At 34.8% G+C, this 20,044-nt stretch carries 19 protein-coding genes and 1 riboswitch; of the genes, 11 read left to right on the top strand and 8 right to left on the bottom strand.

Annotation, left to right across the window (positions count from 1 at the left end; translation table 11 throughout):
- Window positions 1-132: 132 nt before the first annotated feature.
- Both ACQKMV_RS19665 and ACQKMV_RS19660 read right to left on the bottom strand, forming a co-directional pair.
- Complete coding sequence (locus ACQKMV_RS19665; protein ID WP_427505955.1) at window positions 133-1,485, bottom strand: HAMP domain-containing sensor histidine kinase; 1,353 nt, start codon at window positions 1,483-1,485, stop codon at window positions 133-135.
- Window positions 1,482-2,150 carry a response regulator transcription factor gene (locus tag ACQKMV_RS19660; protein ID WP_400910642.1) on the bottom strand — a complete coding sequence of 223 codons (669 nt, stop codon included), beginning with the start codon at window positions 2,148-2,150 and terminating at the stop codon, window positions 1,482-1,484. Before ACQKMV_RS19660 ends, ACQKMV_RS19665 begins: the two co-directional genes overlap by 4 nt.
- A 288-nt stretch (window positions 2,151-2,438) precedes the next feature.
- Here ACQKMV_RS19660 and ACQKMV_RS19655 point away from each other — a divergent pair, with 288 nt between their 5' ends.
- The 4 genes from ACQKMV_RS19655 to ACQKMV_RS19640 all read left to right on the top strand — a co-directional run bounded on the left by ACQKMV_RS19655 (window position 2,439) and on the right by ACQKMV_RS19640 (window position 7,421).
- The gene (locus tag ACQKMV_RS19655) at window positions 2,439-3,173 is read left to right on the top strand and encodes an ABC transporter ATP-binding protein (RefSeq protein WP_427505954.1); all 735 of its coding nucleotides are present in this window, start codon (window positions 2,439-2,441) and stop codon (window positions 3,171-3,173) included.
- A gap of 30 nt (window positions 3,174-3,203) precedes the next feature.
- Window positions 3,204-5,171 (top strand): FtsX-like permease family protein, encoded by a 1,968-nt coding sequence (locus ACQKMV_RS19650; RefSeq protein WP_427505993.1) that lies wholly within the window; start codon window positions 3,204-3,206, stop codon window positions 5,169-5,171.
- An 80-nt stretch (window positions 5,172-5,251) separates the two neighbouring features.
- The gene (locus ACQKMV_RS19645) at window positions 5,252-6,838 is read left to right on the top strand and encodes a sensor histidine kinase (RefSeq protein ID WP_427505953.1); all 1,587 of its coding nucleotides are present in this window, start codon (window positions 5,252-5,254) and stop codon (window positions 6,836-6,838) included.
- Window positions 6,807-7,421: a response regulator gene (locus ACQKMV_RS19640; protein ID WP_427505951.1), complete on the top strand. Its 615-nt coding sequence runs from the start codon at window positions 6,807-6,809 to the stop codon at window positions 7,419-7,421. Before ACQKMV_RS19645 ends, ACQKMV_RS19640 begins: the two co-directional genes overlap by 32 nt.
- A 102-nt stretch (window positions 7,422-7,523) precedes the next feature.
- Here ACQKMV_RS19640 and ACQKMV_RS19635 read toward each other — a convergent pair whose 3' ends face one another.
- Window positions 7,524-7,964, bottom strand: coding sequence for a VOC family protein (locus tag ACQKMV_RS19635; protein WP_427505950.1), 441 nt, complete (start codon window positions 7,962-7,964; stop codon window positions 7,524-7,526).
- 516 nt (window positions 7,965-8,480) lie between these two features.
- Window positions 8,481-9,290, bottom strand: coding sequence for a GNAT family N-acetyltransferase (locus ACQKMV_RS19630; protein WP_427505949.1), 810 nt, complete (start codon window positions 9,288-9,290; stop codon window positions 8,481-8,483).
- A gap of 228 nt (window positions 9,291-9,518) precedes the next feature.
- Here ACQKMV_RS19630 and ACQKMV_RS19625 point away from each other — a divergent pair, with 228 nt between their 5' ends.
- Window positions 9,519-10,364 (top strand): aldo/keto reductase, encoded by an 846-nt coding sequence (locus ACQKMV_RS19625; RefSeq protein ID WP_427505947.1) that lies wholly within the window; start codon window positions 9,519-9,521, stop codon window positions 10,362-10,364.
- Between the two features lie 69 nt (window positions 10,365-10,433).
- Here the strand turns inward: ACQKMV_RS19625 and ACQKMV_RS19620 are convergent, their stop codons facing one another.
- Entirely contained in the window at window positions 10,434-10,817 is a 384-nt protein-coding gene (locus ACQKMV_RS19620) for a winged helix-turn-helix transcriptional regulator (RefSeq protein ID WP_427505946.1), read from the bottom strand.
- A 109-nt stretch (window positions 10,818-10,926) separates the two neighbouring features.
- On the opposite strand from ACQKMV_RS19620, the gene ACQKMV_RS19615 reads away from it, so the two are divergent.
- From ACQKMV_RS19615 to ACQKMV_RS19605, 3 genes are all read left to right on the top strand, one after another.
- Complete coding sequence (locus tag ACQKMV_RS19615; RefSeq protein WP_427505945.1) at window positions 10,927-12,111, top strand: MFS transporter; 1,185 nt, start codon at window positions 10,927-10,929, stop codon at window positions 12,109-12,111.
- 207 nt (window positions 12,112-12,318) lie between these two features.
- Window positions 12,319-12,729, top strand: coding sequence for a hypothetical protein (locus ACQKMV_RS19610; RefSeq protein ID WP_427425160.1), 411 nt, complete (start codon window positions 12,319-12,321; stop codon window positions 12,727-12,729).
- A 147-nt stretch (window positions 12,730-12,876) separates the two neighbouring features.
- Window positions 12,877-12,981, top strand: a riboswitch (SAM riboswitch).
- A 97-nt stretch (window positions 12,982-13,078) separates the two neighbouring features.
- Window positions 13,079-13,816, top strand: coding sequence for a cyclase family protein (locus tag ACQKMV_RS19605; protein WP_427505943.1), 738 nt, complete (start codon window positions 13,079-13,081; stop codon window positions 13,814-13,816).
- Window positions 13,817-13,873: 57 nt separating this feature from the next.
- Here the strand turns inward: ACQKMV_RS19605 and ACQKMV_RS19600 are convergent, their stop codons facing one another.
- Both ACQKMV_RS19600 and ACQKMV_RS19595 read right to left on the bottom strand, forming a co-directional pair.
- Window positions 13,874-14,470 (bottom strand): DedA family protein, encoded by a 597-nt coding sequence (locus ACQKMV_RS19600; RefSeq protein WP_427505942.1) that lies wholly within the window; start codon window positions 14,468-14,470, stop codon window positions 13,874-13,876.
- A 144-nt stretch (window positions 14,471-14,614) separates the two neighbouring features.
- Entirely contained in the window at window positions 14,615-15,391 is a 777-nt protein-coding gene (locus ACQKMV_RS19595) for a Cof-type HAD-IIB family hydrolase (protein ID WP_427505941.1), read from the bottom strand.
- A 643-nt stretch (window positions 15,392-16,034) separates the two neighbouring features.
- Here ACQKMV_RS19595 and ACQKMV_RS19590 point away from each other — a divergent pair.
- The 3 genes from ACQKMV_RS19590 (at window position 16,035) to ACQKMV_RS19580 (ending at window position 18,721) form a co-directional block, all read left to right on the top strand.
- Window positions 16,035-16,730: a DUF2225 domain-containing protein gene (locus ACQKMV_RS19590; RefSeq protein ID WP_427505939.1), complete on the top strand. Its 696-nt coding sequence runs from the start codon at window positions 16,035-16,037 to the stop codon at window positions 16,728-16,730.
- A gap of 23 nt (window positions 16,731-16,753) precedes the next feature.
- Window positions 16,754-17,107, top strand: coding sequence for a hypothetical protein (locus tag ACQKMV_RS19585; protein WP_427505938.1), 354 nt, complete (start codon window positions 16,754-16,756; stop codon window positions 17,105-17,107).
- A 189-nt stretch (window positions 17,108-17,296) separates the two neighbouring features.
- Entirely contained in the window at window positions 17,297-18,721 is a 1,425-nt protein-coding gene (locus ACQKMV_RS19580; RefSeq protein WP_427505936.1) for an erythromycin esterase family protein, read from the top strand.
- Between the two features lie 135 nt (window positions 18,722-18,856).
- Here ACQKMV_RS19580 and ACQKMV_RS19575 read toward each other — a convergent pair whose 3' ends face one another.
- Complete coding sequence (locus tag ACQKMV_RS19575; protein ID WP_427505935.1) at window positions 18,857-20,032, bottom strand: DUF4272 domain-containing protein; 1,176 nt, start codon at window positions 20,030-20,032, stop codon at window positions 18,857-18,859.
- Window positions 20,033-20,044 lie beyond the last annotated feature (12 nt).

Here is a 20,044-nt window from a genome sequence, read left to right as displayed (position 1 = left end):
TTCCGGATGGCTGCTTTCCCAAGGAATCTGTATGGATTATGAATAAAAAAACAGCATGCCATAAGCTTTACTAGCATACTGTTTGGACAATTACTGAAATGAAGCATGCTAAGGCATGCTTCACGAAATATCCTATTTATAATGTTTAATTTTAATCTTGGTTCCGGATTCGTTTGACTCAATATCCCAGTCTAAATTCATGCCCTTCACCATAATATCAACAATAGATAAGCCGATACCGGCGCCTTTAGCATCGGATTCATTTCTCATTCCTTTTCCATGATCCTTTATGATAAATGCATCATAGTGCTCCGTCGATTCAGTTTCCACGCCAACATATTTCCCACTACTCGCATGACGTAATATATTTTGAAATAAATTATCGAATATCCGCCCAAGCCAAATCGAATCAACTTGCCATTCGTTTTTCTCAAATGGATGTAGCTCAATATCGATTTCAAAGCCTTCCTTTTCGAACACTGGATACCATGTCGTCATTTGTTCTCGTGCAAAACGTATAACGTTGATGTCTTTCGGCTCAAATTTATATTTACTAGCCATCAGCAATGTATAAGACATTAAATTTTCTATTAAAGCGTCAATATTCACAATCGATGTTTCCATTGCCTTTATCGCTTGCTTTCCATCCTCTGATAATGCCTCTTTACTAATTGAATATGATTGCGCTCGTATTTTCGTTAATGGCGTTCGCAAATCATGTGATAAATTAGCAATTAGTTCACGTCTTAGCTGTTCTTCCTGTTGCTCACGATTCTTACTTTCCCTAAGCTCACATACCATGCGATTAAAGCTTTGTTCAAGCTGACCAATTTCATCCTTCTTCTTGACCTTCGCTTCAATAGGTAAGCCATCTATATCACGAATTTCCATCGCTTCCTGAAGATGCAATAGTCGTTTTCGAATCCCTCTGAAGAATAAGAAAGATATAGCAATGAAAAATAAAATAACCGCAATAACGCCAACAATTAAAAGGTTCCCATACTGTTCATAAACATTTTTAAGAGGTGGATTAAACACTTCTCTAGGAATCTCAAAAACGATAAACCCATTTGATTCGTCCTGTCCTAAAAAAGCTATCACTGTAAACGGATCTTCTCCATAATGATCTTTTATAAATTTTGTCGTAAATGCTGGTGTCCATTTTAATGGTAATTGCTCCGTCACATTCAATGTTGTAAGTAATGTACCGTCCTCACTCACCCAGAACATGGATGATTTAGGATATTGACCCTTCCAATCTTTAAAATGTTGAGCAATCGTTTCCTCTGTGACATTTTTTATACTCTTAGCTTCTTCAAGCCATTTTTCCTCTACTTCGCTTTCCCTGAGAACTTCACTTGAAAAATCAGTTTTTCCTATTCCAAACACAAAAGCGGCAATAGCAAAATAAGATAATTGAACAATAAAAATGGCTGAAAAAATAATCAACATATACTTTGCTAATAATGATCGAAAAAATTTCATAGCTTCACCCTATATCCAATGCCTCGAATGGTTTCGATAATCGTCGGTTTGGCTGGATTAATTTCTATTTTTTCTCTTAAGTATCGAATATGCACCATTAATGTTTTATCGCCTTCTATGTAACTTTCACCCCAAACACCTTCATAAAGCTGTTCCTTCGTTAAAATTTGATTTAAGTGGCGAATAAAATACTGTAATAAATAGAACTGCTTACCGGTTAATTGAATTTCTTCATCTGTCTGCTTATTGATAACCCGCATATCTTTCGTATAAATTTTTAAATGTTGAAGATCTAGCACATCATCATTCTTTTGATATCTTCTTAGTAAAACTTCCACACGAGCAATAAGTTCATCTGGGTGGAATGGCTTTGTCAAATAATCATCTGCGAAATTAAGGCCCTCTATTTTATCCTCTACAGCTGTTCGTGCTGACAGCATTAAAATCGGGATTTCTTTATTTTCCCGCTTAATTCTTTTGCCAATTGAAAAGCCATCTAAGCCTGGAAGCATCACATCTAATATAGCGATATCCTTAGAGGCTATGTGCTGATCGACCTCTTCACCAGATTCAAGCCATGTAACCTCATATCCTCTTTCTGTTAAATCCTTTGTAACCCATTGACCAATCTCTTTTTCGTCTTCTATGTACAATATGCGATACAATAGTAATCCTCCTAATCTATGATTTCATAGAGCCTTAAATAACGTTATACTAAAAAACCATATTTCGCATTATATAATTTCAAATATTTATTCAATTTCAAACTTATATAACAGCTTATCGAACGCCCCCAGCGCCTAATCGGAACTGAGATGAACCCCATGTTTTGTTGATAAGCCTACTTAATTGGAATTCAACATAACGCTAAACAAAGTTGCGTGTTTTACTCATGCGTCCTTTCGGATTGAATAATAAACTTTACGTACTGCTGGAATGAAAGGAGCAATAAGATGAAAACATTAGTATCTGCAAAAAATGTGACTAAAATTTACAACAAAAACCAATTACCTGGACTCAACAAAGTATCTTTTGACATTCAATCAGGTGAATTTGTTGGGATTATGGGTGCATCAGGCTCAGGAAAAACAACTTTATTAAATATTCTATCAACAATTGATACACCAACAGAGGGTGAAATTTTAATTGATGGCGTTGATTTAAAAACACTTAATGATAACAAATCTGCTGATTTTAGAAAGAATCATTTAGGCTTTATATTTCAAGAGTATTTTTTGCTAGATAGTTTATCAGTTAAGGAAAATATTGCAGTCCCTCTTACTTTACTGCACAAATCTCCAAAAGAAATAGATACAACGATCGATAATCTAGCAAAGCGTTTTGGTATATACGAACAATTATCAAAGTACCCTAGTCAACTTTCAGGCGGGCAAAAACAAAGAGTTGCCGCGGCTAGAGCGATTGCGAAACAGCCAAGTATTTTATTTGCTGATGAACCAACAGGTGCATTAGATTCACACTCAGCAACCGAGTTACTTCAAAAGTTAAGAGAAGTGAATGTGGAACTTCATACAACTATTTTAATGGTAACCCATGATGCTTATGCAGCAAGCTTTTCAAGTAGAATCCTGCTATTTAAAGATGGAAATATAATAAAGGAATTAAAAAGAAACAATCAAACTAGAAAACAATTCTTCGAAGAAATATTAAGGGAAATCTCTAAATAAAGACCAATAGGGTGAAAGGAAGGCATTATGGTGGGATTATTAACAATTGCAAAAAAGAATTTGAAAAATAATTTTTCCTTCTACTCGTTCTATTTCGTTTCTGTAGCCTTTGTGCTGACGGTATTCTTCTCTTTTATTTCATTTTCTATGAATAGTATTGTATTGGAGAAAATTTCGTCAGATGGCAGAGTAGAAACAATGTCAAGAGTAGTAGCGATGCTGGTGATGGCATTTGTATTATTCTATATGTCATATTCAAATACCTTCTTTATGAAAAAAAGAACAAAAGAGCTTGGGATTTATTCGCTCTTAGGGTATCGGAAGTCAACAATGGTAAAACTTTTAACGCTCGAAAATATTTTAATTTGTTTCGCTGCATTAATTGTTGGGATCCTTCTTGGTGCCGTTGCACATAAAGGTATTGTCGGAGCGATTGTCAAATTATTAAAATTACAAATCGAAACTTCCGAAATACCATTTTTTAATATAAAAGCTGTTATATTTACATTTATTTTCATATTCGCTATTTTAATCGTCTTATTATTCTCAAACTGGATAATCCTTCGAAAAAGTACATTACTAATGTTAGTACGAATGGATAAAAAGGAAGAAAAACAAGTAAAAATTAATACAGCCTTCTCATTCATTGGGCTACTTCTTATATTGTTCGGTTATTACTTAGCTCTTGATATTACAAGAGGAATTCAATCGTTGTGGAAAACGATTGGTTTTTCACCTATTGCACTTGTAACTTTAGTAAATGTGATACTAGGTACTATTTTCTTTATTCATTCTTTTTTACCATTCATTATTCAAAAGTTAAAGAAGAGGAAAAGTTGGTTTTATAACGAATCAAATATTATTATCATTCCAAACTACATTTTTAAAATCCGTTCGATGGCAAAGACTTTAATTTTGTTAACTTTATTAGTTTCAGGAACTTTGGCTTTATTCGGCTCTACCGTCCTGACTCTTTACCATCCAGTTGCTGCCACAGAACGAATTATTCCGTCAGCTATAGAATTCCCAGTGGAAAACAAACAATTGGCTACTGAGGCCATCCAAATCGCAGAGGATTCTGCTGGTAAAGAAAGTGTGAAACACAAAGAAACAACTATTATCCAAATAACATCGTCTTCTACTAATTTACCGCAAGAATATAGTATTAAGGAAGATCCAGGATTTGATCTTGTCTCCGAATCAGATTATAAGGAACTAATAGGTAATCAGGGAAAAAAGGTAGAATTCGAAAATATAAATGACAATGAAAGTATTTTAGTAAAATATCGACCTGACAAAAAGAAGCTAGATAAAGGAAATATATATACATTAAACATAACACCTACAAATAGTGTAGATATTAAAGTCCAAGATACGACATTACTTAACCCAATAGGATTCGCCAATAGTGTAGGAACGCTTATTATCTCAGACAAACTTTACAAAGAAGTAAAATCCTTCGGGCTACCAGAAAAGACGATAATGAGCATTAATGGGACGAATATGAGGAAAAATAAAGAAGTTTACGAAAACTTAGCTCCCCTATTTAAAAATAACAATTATTTTTCAAGTAGCTACCAAAAAATAGACTTCCTGATCCAACAAAATAGTTCAACCTTCTTACTCATTAGCTTCGTTACGATTATCTTTTTTATAGCAACAGGCAGTATTTTATACTTCCAAAATCTTTCAAATGCTATGTCAAAAAAAGATGAGTTTGCTATTCTACAAAGAATGGGCTATAACAAGAAAAAAGTAAAAAAAATCATTAGTAAAGAAGTTTTTGCGCTATTCAGCATTCCCTATGTATTAGGGTTAACACACAGTATTTTCGCAATGATCACATACAAATCCGCCTTAATGGATGACTTATTAGGAAAAAGCAGCGCCTTTTTATTACCTATTTTATTCGCGGTCATAGTTTTCACTCTAGTATATATCATTTATTATTTGTTAACGAAACGAGCATGTAATAAAATTATTTTCAATAATAAGTAGTAAAAAATTACAAGTATAGCTGGTGTATATATGTATGCATCAGCTTATCTGTATGTAATCTAGTAAAGGTATGTGAACGGATGAAAAAGTACTATGAATATAAACAACTTTTTATTTTAATACATCAACTTTTTATCATTACTTTTTTATGTTATGAGTTTTTGCAGAAAAATATTGTAGGAACTACAAAGTTTCTACCATTAGTACTTATAACGATTATGGTTATCTACGGGGCATATATCAGTTTTATCAACTTTAAAGACAATAAAACGCTATCACAATTTTCTAATTTGCTATTCCTTACAGCTTGGCAATTTTTGCTTACACTTAATGGAAACCCATTGTTTTATACATTAAGCATAGTGCTTGGTATAGTAATACTATATTTGACCGTACAATTTTTGCTCTTGTTCTTTTTCCAAGATTCCATCTATATTTATAAAAAAGAAACGGATTCCATTTTAAAAATTATATGTCTATTCACACTCGTTTCGAAATTGATAAATGATACACTTTTTGCCTTTCTATTTTCATTTCAATTAATTGCAAGTTTTAGTTGCATTATCTTTATATTTTTGAAGAATCGAAAACGAATTTCATTTGTTTTAAAAAATGAAAAAAAACATCTACTTCAATCTGCTACTATCCTTATTGTTCCCTTTATGGGATACGCTGTGTTGTTTGCAAAAAGTCCTGAACATTTAAGTAATCTAGGATGGTATACAGCGATTTTTTTACCTTTATTTAGTATTCACGCAATTGCTTTTAAAAACCATAAATTTTTGAGAAAATATTTTCTTTTAAAAGAATATAAAATGGGACTATTGTTGTTATGTTGTCTTGTTTTTATGAGTTTACTTGGCGTATTGTTTAAGTTCAATATGATTACATATTTTATTATTTTACATACGATTTTTTGGTTTGTGTTGCTTTATTTTATCTTGTTATTTCATGACACCAAAACAACAATGCTACATTTTGGTTCAGTACAACCTACAACGTTGCCTGAAGGTTCTTACGTACAGCATCTTGTACAGATTGCGAAAGAAGAAAAATTGAAAAATTCTTTTTCAAATTATTTACATGATGAAATATTACAGGATATATTAGCCGTTAAAAATATGATGAATAAATCTACTAAACAAGAGGTTCGCGAAATAATCGTAAATACATTAGATAACCTAAACTTGTCTATACGCGAACAGATGCAAGAATACCACCCGACTATATTAAAAACACTTACATTAAAAGAAAACTATAGTAATTTGATTGATATGATTCAACAGAAATATGGAAACAAACATATAAAAATGAAATTTAGCTGCAATGATCATTTCTTTTTAGTTGAACCTTATCATTTAACTATCTATCGAATTTTAAAAGAGCTAGTAACCAATGCATTCAAACATTCTAAATGTACTAATCTATTTGTAAAACTGGCACTAGAAAATGACGAAATACAGCTTATAGTAAAGGATAATGGGGTCGGTTTGCTAAAGGACAATACTGACACTAATAATCATAGAGGTTGGGCTTCAATAAAAGAGCAGTTATTTTTATTAAATGGAAAAATGTTAATTTCAAAATGCACTCCTTCTGGCTTATGTATTACTATTCTTATTCCTATGAAAGGGGATGAATCCTATCAATATTTTATTAATAGATGACCATGCTCTGTTTGCAAAAAGCCTTGAGATAGTCTTAGCAGATTCCCCTGAAATAGAACAATTTTATTCATTACAAAATGTTGAAAATGTTATTTCTATTATTAATGAGTTTAAGCCGGATATTACGTTAATAGATATAAATTTAAGTAACATCAGTAGTGAGGATGGTCTAGGATTAGCAAAGAGCATTATAAATAGTGAATGTTATACAAAAATAGTAATTTTAACAGGTCATGATTTACCTGTTTATCGGTATGAAGCTCAAAAAATCGGCGTCAGCGGGTTTATTAATAAAAATATTATGCCTGATAAATTATTGCAAACTTTAGTGGAAATTAACGAGGGTAGTTACTATTATCCGTTATCAACGGACTATATCGAGGAATTAACTGACAGTGAAAAGCAAATATTACAATTGCTATGTGATGGATATAAACGTAAAGAGATTGCAACTATGTTATATGCAAGTGAACGTACGATTTCAAATCATATTCAGCATATATTTAATAAGTTAGATGTATCTTCCTCGTTAGAAGCTGTAACGAAAGGAATAAAATTAGGCTATATTCAGCCTAATTATTAACAACTTTAAAAGCAGAGCGTGCCATTAACATTGATAAAGTCACGCTCTGAATATAAAATTTCATCTGATTATTTATATAAGACAACTTCCTTTAAATTTTATCTATTTAATAATCAACATATCATTATCATCGAACTGCCACATGTCTCCATAAGCAACTTCCCAATAGTAGCCGTTTGGATCTTGGAAATAGCCACTATAGCCACCCCAGAATACAGTTTCTGGCTCCTTGACGATTTTTGCTCCTGCCTTTTTAGCTAAATCAAATACTTGATCTACCTCTTCTTTAGATTTTCCATTATAAGCGAGTGTAATCCCGTTAAAGCCATCTCCTATCGCAGGTGGATTTGCTTCGTTAATATCTTTTACTAAACGATGGATCGGAAACAGTGAGATTTTTGTACCTCCATTATTAAAGAAAATAACATCCGGGTTTGTTTCCTCACCATAAACAATCACTTCAAATCCCAGACCCTCTCGATAAAAACTAAGAGACTCGACCATATCTTTTACACCCAATGTGATTAAATTTAAACGATTCATCCCACTCTCTCCTTTATATCAATTTCGCCTTGGCGTAATTGCCGCTGACGCTTCGCTTTCGCGCAGATAAACAATGCGTCCGGATTTTGAATTGTGCTCAGGCCTGTACGAGGGTCGACACGATGTCGGTCATTTCGGTAATGCCACAGGACGTGGCGTTTTTACCGATGCAGGTCAGTTAGCCGTTTTCGCAGGATGCGAAGGTTTTAGGCTAACATCCTTTATTCATTCCTTTCAAAATCCGTGACATCCGCCGGAGGCTTTAGGTCAACAAATGTTTTTTGCGCGAAAGCGTAGTACTAACGCAGCGTCAGCAGCATGATGTTGGTCACTCAGTCGTTGCCACAGGACGTGGCTTTCTTAGACTGAGTTCCTCTATTTCAGTATGTGTTTGAATAGAATCCTTAGCTTCTGTAGATGAAGTTACAGAAAACATTTTTGCTGAATGAAGATAAAAGCATCAATTACTTATTCTATTTCAAGCAGCGAATACCCTTCTACCTTCTGGTAAACGTTTTATTTTACTTCTGTCCATATACTTTTTGTATAAGCCATTCTTAATCCACAGCGCTCCATATTATTTTGGCTTATGGATGCAAATTTTGCGTGACCTATTATTAAACTACAATTTTGTTGAAGAGCTTCGTTGATACGAAACTGTATTAAGGCTTGGTGAATCCCTTGATTACGGGCTATTGGCTTTACAGCGGATGCGGCCAAAATGGCTGTTCCATCATCTATAAACAAAGAGCCGATACCAACGTCCTCACCTTGAAGAGAAGCGATATAAAACGACCAACCTGGCTTGTCATACAAAACTTTATTATTTGCTGCGACACTTTCTGCTAAAAATGCTGGCATATCAAAACCCTCAACGTAGATATTTCCGTAACGATCAAATTCGGCTTCATTCATTTGTCTTATCTTAATGAGCGAATTCTTTGTTTTCCCTACCATCTCTTCATTTAGCTCACAATATAATGTTGCATGAAAATCACTCTGATAAAGGCCGGCGTTATGTAATTTTTGTAGTGAAGTAGCATTTGCGTATTGTGGAGCTAAATCAAAACGAGCTGGTATTTCTCTTGCTCTATAAAAGCTAAGGATTTTTTCTATGGTATTCTCCGAACTAAAACAATCGCCCTTTACCACATTGTAAGAAGGGCCTGGAATGTTCTTAATTGCGAAAGCATAGGCGCCATCAAATTGACCAACCTCCACTCCCATTGCATTGTTCTGAATTTCCTTAATTGCATTAAGCCTTGATTCGAACATCTTTATTTCGGTCTCTTCTAAGTGATTTGCCAAGTTTTTTGTTATTACCATACGTTCACCAACCCTTTTCGAAGATTCAATTTTCTACCACTAATTGTAACGTACTCAGAGGACCGAACCACGTAAATTAATAAAAATTTCTTACAGTGAACCATTGATTTCTCACAAAAGTAACCTCCACGTTTCTATGAAACCAAAAAGTGCGTACTTTTTTTTGCAATAGCACGGAAGCATAATAAAAAAGCAACAAAGCACAAATGAAAATTGGAGGACAGAAAAATGATTAATCATTTACAAGATAAAATTACATTAAATAACGGCTTACAAATGCCTGGTATGGGTCTAGGCGTATTTCAAGTACCGAATGATGTTACAGCAGAAATGGTAAAAAAGGCGATTGAGGTTGGTTACCGTAGTATCGATACTGCTGCTATTTATGGTAATGAAGCAGGGGTTGGTGAAGGTATTAGTCAGGCACTAGCAACTACTGGTTTAAAACGTGAGGATTTATTTATTACATCAAAAGTATGGAACGATGGCTTGAGCTATGAAGAGACAATTGCAGCATACGAGGACAGCTTAGAAAAATTAGGGCTAGATTATTTAGACCTATATCTCATTCATTGGCCAGGTAAAAATAAATTTGCAGAAGCTTGGAGAGCACTCGAAGATTTATACGAGCAAGTGAAAATTAAAGCTATTGGGGTATGTAACTTCCAAGTTTCGCACTTACAGGATCTTCTTAAAATAGCTCGTATCACACCAGTTATTAACCAAGTGGAACTACATCCACGATTGCAACAAACTGAGGTACGTTCATTCTGCGAAGAGCACAATATCCAAGTGGAAGCTTGGGCACCATTAATGCAAGGTGGACTTCTTGATAATGAAACTATTTCAAAAATAGCTGAAAAATACGGGAAATCAAATGCTCAAGTTATCTTGCGCTGGGATATTCAAAATGGTATCGCCACAATTCCAAAATCTGTGCGCAAAGAACGTATGATTCAAAACGCTGATATTTTTGATTTCACACTAACTGATGAAGAGATGGCAATCATTAACGCCATGAATCTAGAACAACGTGTTGGACCAAACCCAGATGAGTTTGATTTTGTCATGTAAGCGATAGTTATGTAAACGTGAAAGAGACTGTCTTATTTTCTTCTCGTAGACAGTCTCTTACCAATCTATTTAAGATGTATGCATCATCGCGATATCTTCATCACGTTGCATTAACAGTACATCTTCACCTTTATCTTGTAGCTTTTCGATATGTTTTTCACCCCAAGTGCAAAGCATGTTCAGCACAGGGTCCATTTCTTGACCATAAGGTGTTAGCGAATATTCAACTTTCGGCGGTACTTGATTGAACACCTTGCGATTAATTAATCCAGACTGCTCTAATTCACGCAATTGGCTTGTTAGCATTTTTTGCGAAATGCCTGGAATCAATCGGCGAAATTCATTCGTACGAATCTGACCATGGTGGTTCAGATGACAAAGAATAATAGGTTTCCATTTACTCCCAATTACTTCAAGAGTGGCTTCGACACCAATATTATAAACTTTTTTCATTGTAAACCCCCTGTAATATTCAAAAGTAACTAAAAGTACCCTACGAACTTTTTGGTATGTATGAATATTACTATACACTATATAAAAAATCAAAGGAGATATTATTAGAATGAAAGATACAAAAGTGCCGAATGCCAAACTAACATTACTCGCACTTGCCATCAGTGCATTTGGTATCGGCTCTACAGAATTTATAAGCGTCGGATTACTTCCATTAATTACAAAAGATTTTGATATAACATTAAGTACTGCGGGCTTAACCGTATCCATATATGCACTAGGTGTAACTATTGGTGCACCACTTTTAACAGCATTAACATCGCGCCTTAGCCGCAAAAATGTGTTACTGCTCGTTATGGTGCTGTTTCTTATCGGTAATTTACTTGCAGCTTTAGCACCCTCATTTTCATTACTACTATCTGGGCGTGTTATTTCAGCATTGGCACATGGTGTGTTTATGTCTATTGCCTCTGTTATTGCTGCAGATGTTGTGGCACCTAATAAACGAGCAAGTGCAATAGCTTTTATGTTTACAGGGCTAACATTAGCAACTGTCACTGGTGTCCCGCTAGGAACTTTTATTGGACAAGTAACTGATTGGCGAATGTCGTTCATTTTCATTGTTCTCATAGGCATTATTGGATTAATTAGTAATGCCCTGCTTGTGCCAAGTCAGTTATCGAAAGGTAATTCCATATCCATTCGAGATATTGGTAAAGTATTAGGGAATATTCGAATGTTATTAATCCTCTTTATTACTGCAATTGGGTATGGTGGCGCATTCGTTGTATACACCTATGTTTCTCCAATTTTAGAACAGTATATGGGCTACTCACCTAAAACAATAGTCGTGATCTTAGTTGTATACGGTATTTGTGTTGCCATCGGTAATACATTAGGTGGTTGTTTTGCGAATAATAACCCTTTACGCTCTATCTTTATTATCTTTATAGGCTTAGCATTGGCCGTACTCGGCATCGGCTTCTTTTTGGAATCATCAATCATTGGATTATTGATGGTCTTTATGATGGGGCTATTTATGTTTATGAATGTGCCAGGATTACAGCTTTATGCCGTTCAGCTTTCAGAAAAGTATATACCATCAGCTATTTCAATGGCTTCAGCATTAAACATTTCAGCTTTTAACATTGGCATTTTTCTAGGGTCATACATTGGAGGATTCATCATTCGCCACCAATCTTTAGCTCATACTCCTATTTACGGATTCAGCATGGTGATGATTGCTGCAGCTACTACATTTCTATGGTTACTCTTTGATAGAAATAAACTTTGAAGATTTATCGGAACAAAATCTCATTTTATCGGAACAATTTTAGCTTTTATCGGAATCTTTTCTCGTTTTATCGGAACAATTTCAATTTTTATCAACGGGTGCCTCCTCGGGGACTAGTCACAGTTGAGACCCTGGAACGAAGCGGCAGCAACAAATGGCTTTGTTGTACATAATATAAGGTATCAGCATAGGATAGGAGGAATTTAGTTGTATTACAATCCTTATCCGTATTTTGTCTATCCAAATTATTATCCGGCATGGGTAATGGCAAATCAGCCAACAATTCAACACCCTTCTAGCCATCTAGCAATGCCGACAAACCCAACGAATAGAAGTCCATTTCCAATCGTCAATACAAAGAAATTGAAGACTTCCGCGAAACGGATCAAGGATATTATGCAGCAAGCACAATTACTTACGGATAAAATTGATGAATCAGAGCAATTTGCACATGATCTTATGGACGCGGCACAACAATCAAAGAAAACAGAAGTTGAAAAGTTAATTGCGTCAACAGGCATTACTATAAAATACGAAACTACCTATACACCAGATGGATTTCGTATAACATTTACTGAAAGTAGCTGTTGTAAGCTGACACTAATTTTGGGTTGGTGAAGAGTTGGTCCTTTGAAGAGGGCCTCTTTTTTTGCCTTTAGCATCTTTATGCATTCTAACCTTGTATCCCTATTGAACTTGTAAACTATAAATAAATATGCTAAAGTATTTGTGATTGTTATTTCTGAAAATTCTTATATTGTTTTTTTCTTATCAAGAGAGACGGAGGGATTGGCCCTATGAAGTCTCAGCAACCAGCCTATAGGTATGGTGCTAATTCCAATTGGCAAAATTCAGCCTTGAAGATGAGAAGACGACTTACTTATGTTGCATTGCAAAAGAGTCCTCTTCTTCAAGGAGGACTCTTTTTTATTTTTACATTCTAATTAAAAGAAAGCAGGGAACTATTATGACAAACGAACTTTTACAAGCAATTCAACTATTGAAATCGAAAGAATGGGTAGATTTAACACATACATTTGGTCCGAATTCTCCTCATTTCTTTATGTTTGATGATGCAAAATTTGAAACATTATTTTCCCATGAGGATGGCTTCTTTGCACAACAATTCACCTTCCCTGGGCAATACGGAACACATATCGACCCACCTATTCATTTTGTGCGAGATACACGTTATTTAGAAGAATTGGAGCTAAAAGAACTAGTGCTACCACTAATCGTTATTGATAAATCGAAGGCAGCCGAAATTAATAACGACTACACGTTAAGTATTCAAGATATTCTTGACTTTGAAGCTGAATATGGAGAAATTGAAGCAGGTACCTTTGTTGCGCTGCGTACCGATTGGAGTAAACGTTGGCCAGATAAAGAGTCTTTCAGCAATAAGGACGCTGATGGTAATAATCATATTCCTGGCTGGGGATTAGAAGCGTTACAATTTTTATTCAACGAACGAAAAGTAAGTGCTATTGGCCACGAAACTTTTGACACGGATTCAGCAGCAGATTTTCGTAAAAACGGTAAGTTAGACGGTGAATATTTTGTGCTAGATCAGGATACTTACCAAATTGAGCTTATGACAAATTTGGATAAACTACCTCCAAAAGGGGCCGCTATATTCAATATTGTGCCAAAGCCTGAAAAAGCGTCTGGATTCCCTGTCCGTTCATTCGCAATATTACCTTAATATAGCAAAGGTCTGATTCAGTAAATATAGAATCAGACCTTTCTTCATGAAAATAATTTATTTCGATGTATTCTTTCTTTTGAAAACAAAATAAACGATCAACATTATTATTAAGAACAATACTATGAGATAAATACTGTAGTGGGATAAATAGAACGCAACATAATGCCATTTCTCTCCAAGTACTTTTCCTAAAGTAATAAAAGTAAATGTCCATATAGTTGCTCCCGTATATGCAAAGAAAGCAAATTTTTTATAAGGATAATTATTAATAGCCGCAATATATGCTGTTAGATGCCGCACACCAGGAATAAAATATCCTATTAATAATAATCCAGGACCTATTTTCGCAAATAACTTTTTAGTAAAATCAATTTTCTGTTCAGTAATATGGATTTTCGAACCGTATTTTTGCAATAAAGGTAGCCCGAATTTATAACCTATATAGTAGCTCAGGGTAATCCCCCCTGCCGCACCTACGATAGCGCTGATTAAAGCTGGGATATGTGCGAGAGTTTCGCGATAAACGCTATACCCTACATATGTTAAAAATATCTCATCTGGAAGTGGCAGCCCAACAATCCCTCCAACTAGGATAAGAATGATGCCAAAATATCCGTAATGTTCAATAAGAGATTGCACGTGATGCGCCATAATTCCATCCCACCTAAAGCATAATGATTTCTTTTCAATGTTAACTTTATAATAACTCAAAGTAGGCAACATTATGAGTATTATAACGTTCATAAAGTTTTCCCCAACGTATAGTGGCTAGTCCATGCTATAAATATAGTTTTCTTAAACTATTATTTGTAGCTCACGTAGAGCAAACTCAATACCATCATCAGTTGATTTCTTCGTTATAAAATCAGCGACATTTTTTAAGGCTTCACTACCATTGCCCATTGCAATACCAAGGCCAACCTGTTCCAGCATGTCGATATCATTATCTCCATCCCCAAAAGCAAGTGCTTCCTTAGGACTTAAGTTGAAATAATCTAGTACAGCTTGAACAGCAATCGATTTGGAAACATCATGCTGCAAAACATTTGTAATGTACGGATGCCATCTTTTAAACAATAAATGAGGAAATTGTGAGGTATATCTATTCTCTATATCCTCATTACCATACAAACACATTAAGTAAACCTCTTGCGTTAAAATATCCTCATTAATAACAGGATACTCCAGCAAAGATAATGTCTCTTGCATAACTTTTAATGTCTCTTTTTCTTGGACGTTATTCATCGATAATTGTTCTGTAAAAAACGAGAGACTTTGTTTATTTTCTTCAGCAAAAGCCTTAACTACTTGGACAATTTCTTTTGCAATAGGTATTTTATGTATTACTTGATCTTGATGCTTAACATACGCGCCATTAGCCGTAATAAACGTCTCTATTCCTATGTTTCTTAACTGTTGGCACATCGATAAAGGTCTTCCTGTAGCAGCAACAATACGAATTCCTTTGTTTATTAATTGTTGTATAGCTTTCCTTGTACTTTCTTCAATACAGCCATCTTCATAATTAACAAGCGTTCCATCTACGTCAAAGAATACAATTTTATAATCCATCTTTCGCTCCTTATCGTTTTATATTATTTTTAACCGGGTGTGTAAATTTATTATCCATTTCCATTAATTAGAGGCTCATCAACATATCGTGTGGTTGATTTCCTTTCCGACTTATATACATGGCATACGCTTCCCTACTTTTGTTGATGATTCTAATTAGAGAAACGGAAGACAAGTTCGAGCTGCTTCATTGTCACTGTCTCTTCACTTAAGAATCCTTTTTCAACCAAAAATATCCCTATATTTCCCTAATCAGCATACCTTTAATTTTACATGAATAATTGAAATGATGGCATTTTTCTTCTTACATTACAGATAGTTAATTTAACCTATACAAACAATTGTAAAACATAAAAATTAGCAACAATTTAGTTAAACATTTGTACGTAATTTGACAAACTAAATTAAATATGTAACTTATTTCAACTACACCGATAAATACTATTGCGGATACAGTTCGAAATTTCAAATGACTAAAAAAGTATTAATCATTTTTATTTTTTATAATTCCAAAGGAGTATACCAAAGAACACAGAATTGTTAAAATAGAAGTTGGTTGATTAAACATATTGAACGATACTATCCATCGTGTACATAGAACAAAAGCAATAATAACAAATTGTGTGTAAAGGAGTTGATTCTTATGGCATTTAACATTTACTACTATGAAAGTAGTGTGGATTGCAAGTTTTGTAAAAAGCAATTTACCACATATAAAGTACGTCCTAATCGTTATAAAGTAGTCGAAGAGCAAACAGACTTCATGCCAGTCTATGAAGGTTTAAATCCATTGATATATGAAGTTGCTGTTTGTCCGCATTGTGGCTATGCCTACCACAAATCTATGACAAGAACTTATGGACCTTTTATGCTTCTTATTGATGAGCTGTACATTAAAGAACTTCAAAAACCTATGGATATATGTAAGGAACGTACTATCGATGATGCTATTATAAGCTTTAAATTAGCTTATCTTGTATCAAGAGCATCCATGGAAGAATCGCTTCTTATGGCCAATTTCGCATTAAAAATAGCCTGGCTATATCGTTTAAAAAATGATAGTGAATCGGAAATGCGCTACCTTTTTGCTGCTAGGGACTTTTACAGTAAATCTTTTGCTTCCAATCAAGAGGGCGGAGAACGAATTCAATTTTTACATGCAGAATTAAGCCTACGACTTGGAGATATTACTGAGGCGAAAAAAGGATTTTCTCGACTAATAGCAGACCGAAATGTTTCCAATAAATATCGAAAACTAGCACGAAATCGCTGGGAAAACTATAAATATGACGAGCAGCCTAACAACGCACATGAAAATATAGGAGAAGTCATCAATTGAAATAAACGAGGAGCGTAATAAATATGCAGCTATTTACAAAAAGGATTGATGTGAGAGAAGAAGATATTTTTTCAGAACTACATCATTTTTTATTGAGAAAAAATAATCGCTATTTAACGAATGATGAGGTAGTTGCATTAACTGGAGTTTCATCAGACTTACTATATAAATGGGTAAAAGCAGGAAAGTTAAAAAAATCGATTTTCCCTAATTTAGGCGCACCTTGTGAACGCTGCGGACACATTACTCAAGCAAAAATCTGTGTTAGCTGCTCATCAACCATCGTTAATACATTAAAGCAAGAAGAAAAGGATCGTTCCTGGTTCAATCAAATACAACGGAATACTGCAAGAACTAGCACGTATCACTATAAATAAAATTGAAAGCATCTCCATGGCGGACTTAATTTGAGTTACGCTTTGGAGATGTTTTTTACTGCCTCCGCTCAAATAAACCAAAATAATGCCGATGAACCAAATTTAAACAAAATTTAAACAAAGCCCCCCTTTACTTTAAACTTAGCTGTTTATAATTGGTCTTAACATATAGCGAAGGACTGATAGAAAGTGATAAAAGGTAAGAAACGTAAGGTTTTATTATCATTGAGTATAGCGTTAACAAGCTTTGTAGCGTTCAACGGAGTTTCAAATGCATCCGCAGCAGTTCCGACAGTAGAAGAACGTGTAGCTTTAGATAACAAATTAGAAGTCAAACCAGCTCGCACATCCAATGAAACACTACAAGATTGGAAAAAGTGGACAAACGACCATGCTTACAGTTTAACTTCCATTCAACCTGAAGCAGTTGGTCAACAAAACATTCCATCTACTAAATTTGAAGATTTAGAGATGCTAAAGCCTTTATTGCATGATAAGCGCATCGTTTTTTTAGGGGAAAGTTCACACGGCACGGCAGAATTTAGCCTAGCGAAAACACGTTTAATTCAATTTTTACACCAAGAAATGGGCTACAATGTCCTGGCTTTCGAAAGCGGTATGGGAAATGCCATGAATGCTCAAGGACAAATTGATAAGCAAACAGCGCAACAAACGATGAAGAATGCTATTTATCCTGTATGGTGGTCAAAAGAAACACTGCCGTTATTTGAATATGCTAAAAAAACACAGAATACCGATAAACCATTAAAATTAGCAGGCTTTGATATTCTACAGCAAAATGCATTTACGAACGGTGACTGGCTACAAAATAGTCAACTGGCAAAACGGTTCAGTGAAGTAGAGGAGCAACTTGCTGACTGGAGCTTTGGTACGGATTTAAAAGGCTACCAAAAAGCGAAACCAAGCATTATCGAAGTGTATAAACAAGTAAAATCACAAGTACAACTAAAAGAAAAAGAGTTAAAAGTGGCTTATCCGAGCGAGCCTCATATTGTAAAGCTTATGGAACGTACTTTAGCTGATCGTATCCGTTTTGCAGAAGAATATGTAGAACTATCAATTCAAGCAAACATTGAAGTTGAACAAAATAAATACGATTCTTATTTTAAGGCAATGGAATGGCGTGACCAATCGATGATGGAAAACTTACTTTGGTTAGCAGAGGAGATTTATCCAACTGAAAAATTCATCGTATGGGCGCATAATGACCATATTCGTAAAGCACAATCCGAAGTAATGGGTTCTCCATATCCGGTAAAATTAATGGGCGAGCGCCTACCAGATATTTATAAGAAATATAGCTATGTGCTTGGTCTTTATATGGCAGGTGGGGAAACAGCAAACAATATGGGTGAATCTATGACCGTTTCACCACAAATAAAAGGATCAATCGAGGATATTGTTTCATCGTCAAATAAACCATATACATTTATCGACTTACGAAACCGTCAAAATGAGCGAGGAAACTCATGGATGTTTGAGCCACGCTTATCGTATAGCTGGGGAATGATTCAGGAAAGCCTTGTTCCACGAGATCAATATGATGGCCTTCTTCTGATTGATAAAGTAAGTAAGCCGAATTATATAAAATAAAACTTTAATCAGTGGAGTTCATTTCACCTTCGCTTTCTGGTACAGATAAATTACTGCCCGTTAATGCGGGATAAAATAAGAATATAAAAATAGCAAACTAGCTCATTCTTCTAGTTTGCTATTTTTCTTTTATATTTAAGTATCCATCGAAATTGTATCCCAAGCTTCATTTCGATGCCCTATCATCCAAAACAACCCTCTACGTCTTTCCATGACGATACTTTCATTCATATTCGCAGGAGCTGTTTGTTCTTTTATCCGACTATCTACACAAGCCCAATGGTATCTGTAAATTTTGTCGGCCTCATCCAAAATCTCTTCCTGATTTCGCATAACAGTTTGTAGATAAAACTGTTCAAACGTTTCACAGTTAGAAACAACTTTAATGGCATGCTCGCAATCACATACTTCATCAGGAACATCAAGCTCTTCAACTAAGCCAAGAGCCCAAATAAGCGTCCAATAAGCCTCATATTGCCATGAAATATTAATGGCTTCTTGCGCATCTGGTTGTGAAGCTTGTAAAAAGTCTCTTTCATTGCTAGTTAGATCGTCTTCCACTTTATATGTACGTAACATATTGATGAAAAAGTCTCGCGATTCTTCCACATTTCCACCTTGCGCCACATCACAGGCAAATTGAATGACAATTAACAGGGCTACAGCTCTTCTAGCAATGTCTTCCTGGCTTTTAAACTGACAGGCCTCTATTGTTGGGAGTTGAGGAAGGGAAGCTGTATATGGAATAGCTTTTTCTTTTAAATATGCTATCGTTTTATTTTTTCTTTGTTCGCCTTCTTCTGATGACACCTCTTGTCCCCCTACTTTTCGTGTACAAGCGTGGGGTCTAAAGTCAGATGGTTCTGATTGCCCGTCAGGATAAACAATAACTGCCCCTTCCTCGTCTAATAAAGTGCCATTCGGTAAAAAGCCTATGCCACCTATACTCGATAACAACCTCGAAAATAACTGCAGCTGTTCTTCATTTATCTCTTTTTCTGATTCAATAGCAATCACTATATTTAAAACGGATATTTGAGTCAACACTAATTCTTTTAAATGATCATCTTCAAAAGGAATGTTATCGTAATACCCCATCATCCCAGGAATGTTTTTAGTGAAGTAATCTGGATTCGTATCTTCAGACATAACCCTAATTATAAATTTATGTTTTTTAAACAATGCTTTGGATTTTATCGAATACTCATTTTCACTTTTAACAATAGCAAAGCCCTTTGCAAAAGCATCTGAAATTTTTAACTCGATATCATCAATGTCATTTTTAGAAGCAAATATTGTGAAATGGTTCAATTCTCTCTCTCC

Source organism: Lysinibacillus sp. NPDC094403 (assembly GCF_050278745.1).
Taxonomy (GTDB): Bacteria; Bacillota; Bacilli; order Bacillales_A; family Planococcaceae; genus Lysinibacillus.
This window is presented reverse-complemented; position numbering and strand designations above follow the sequence as displayed.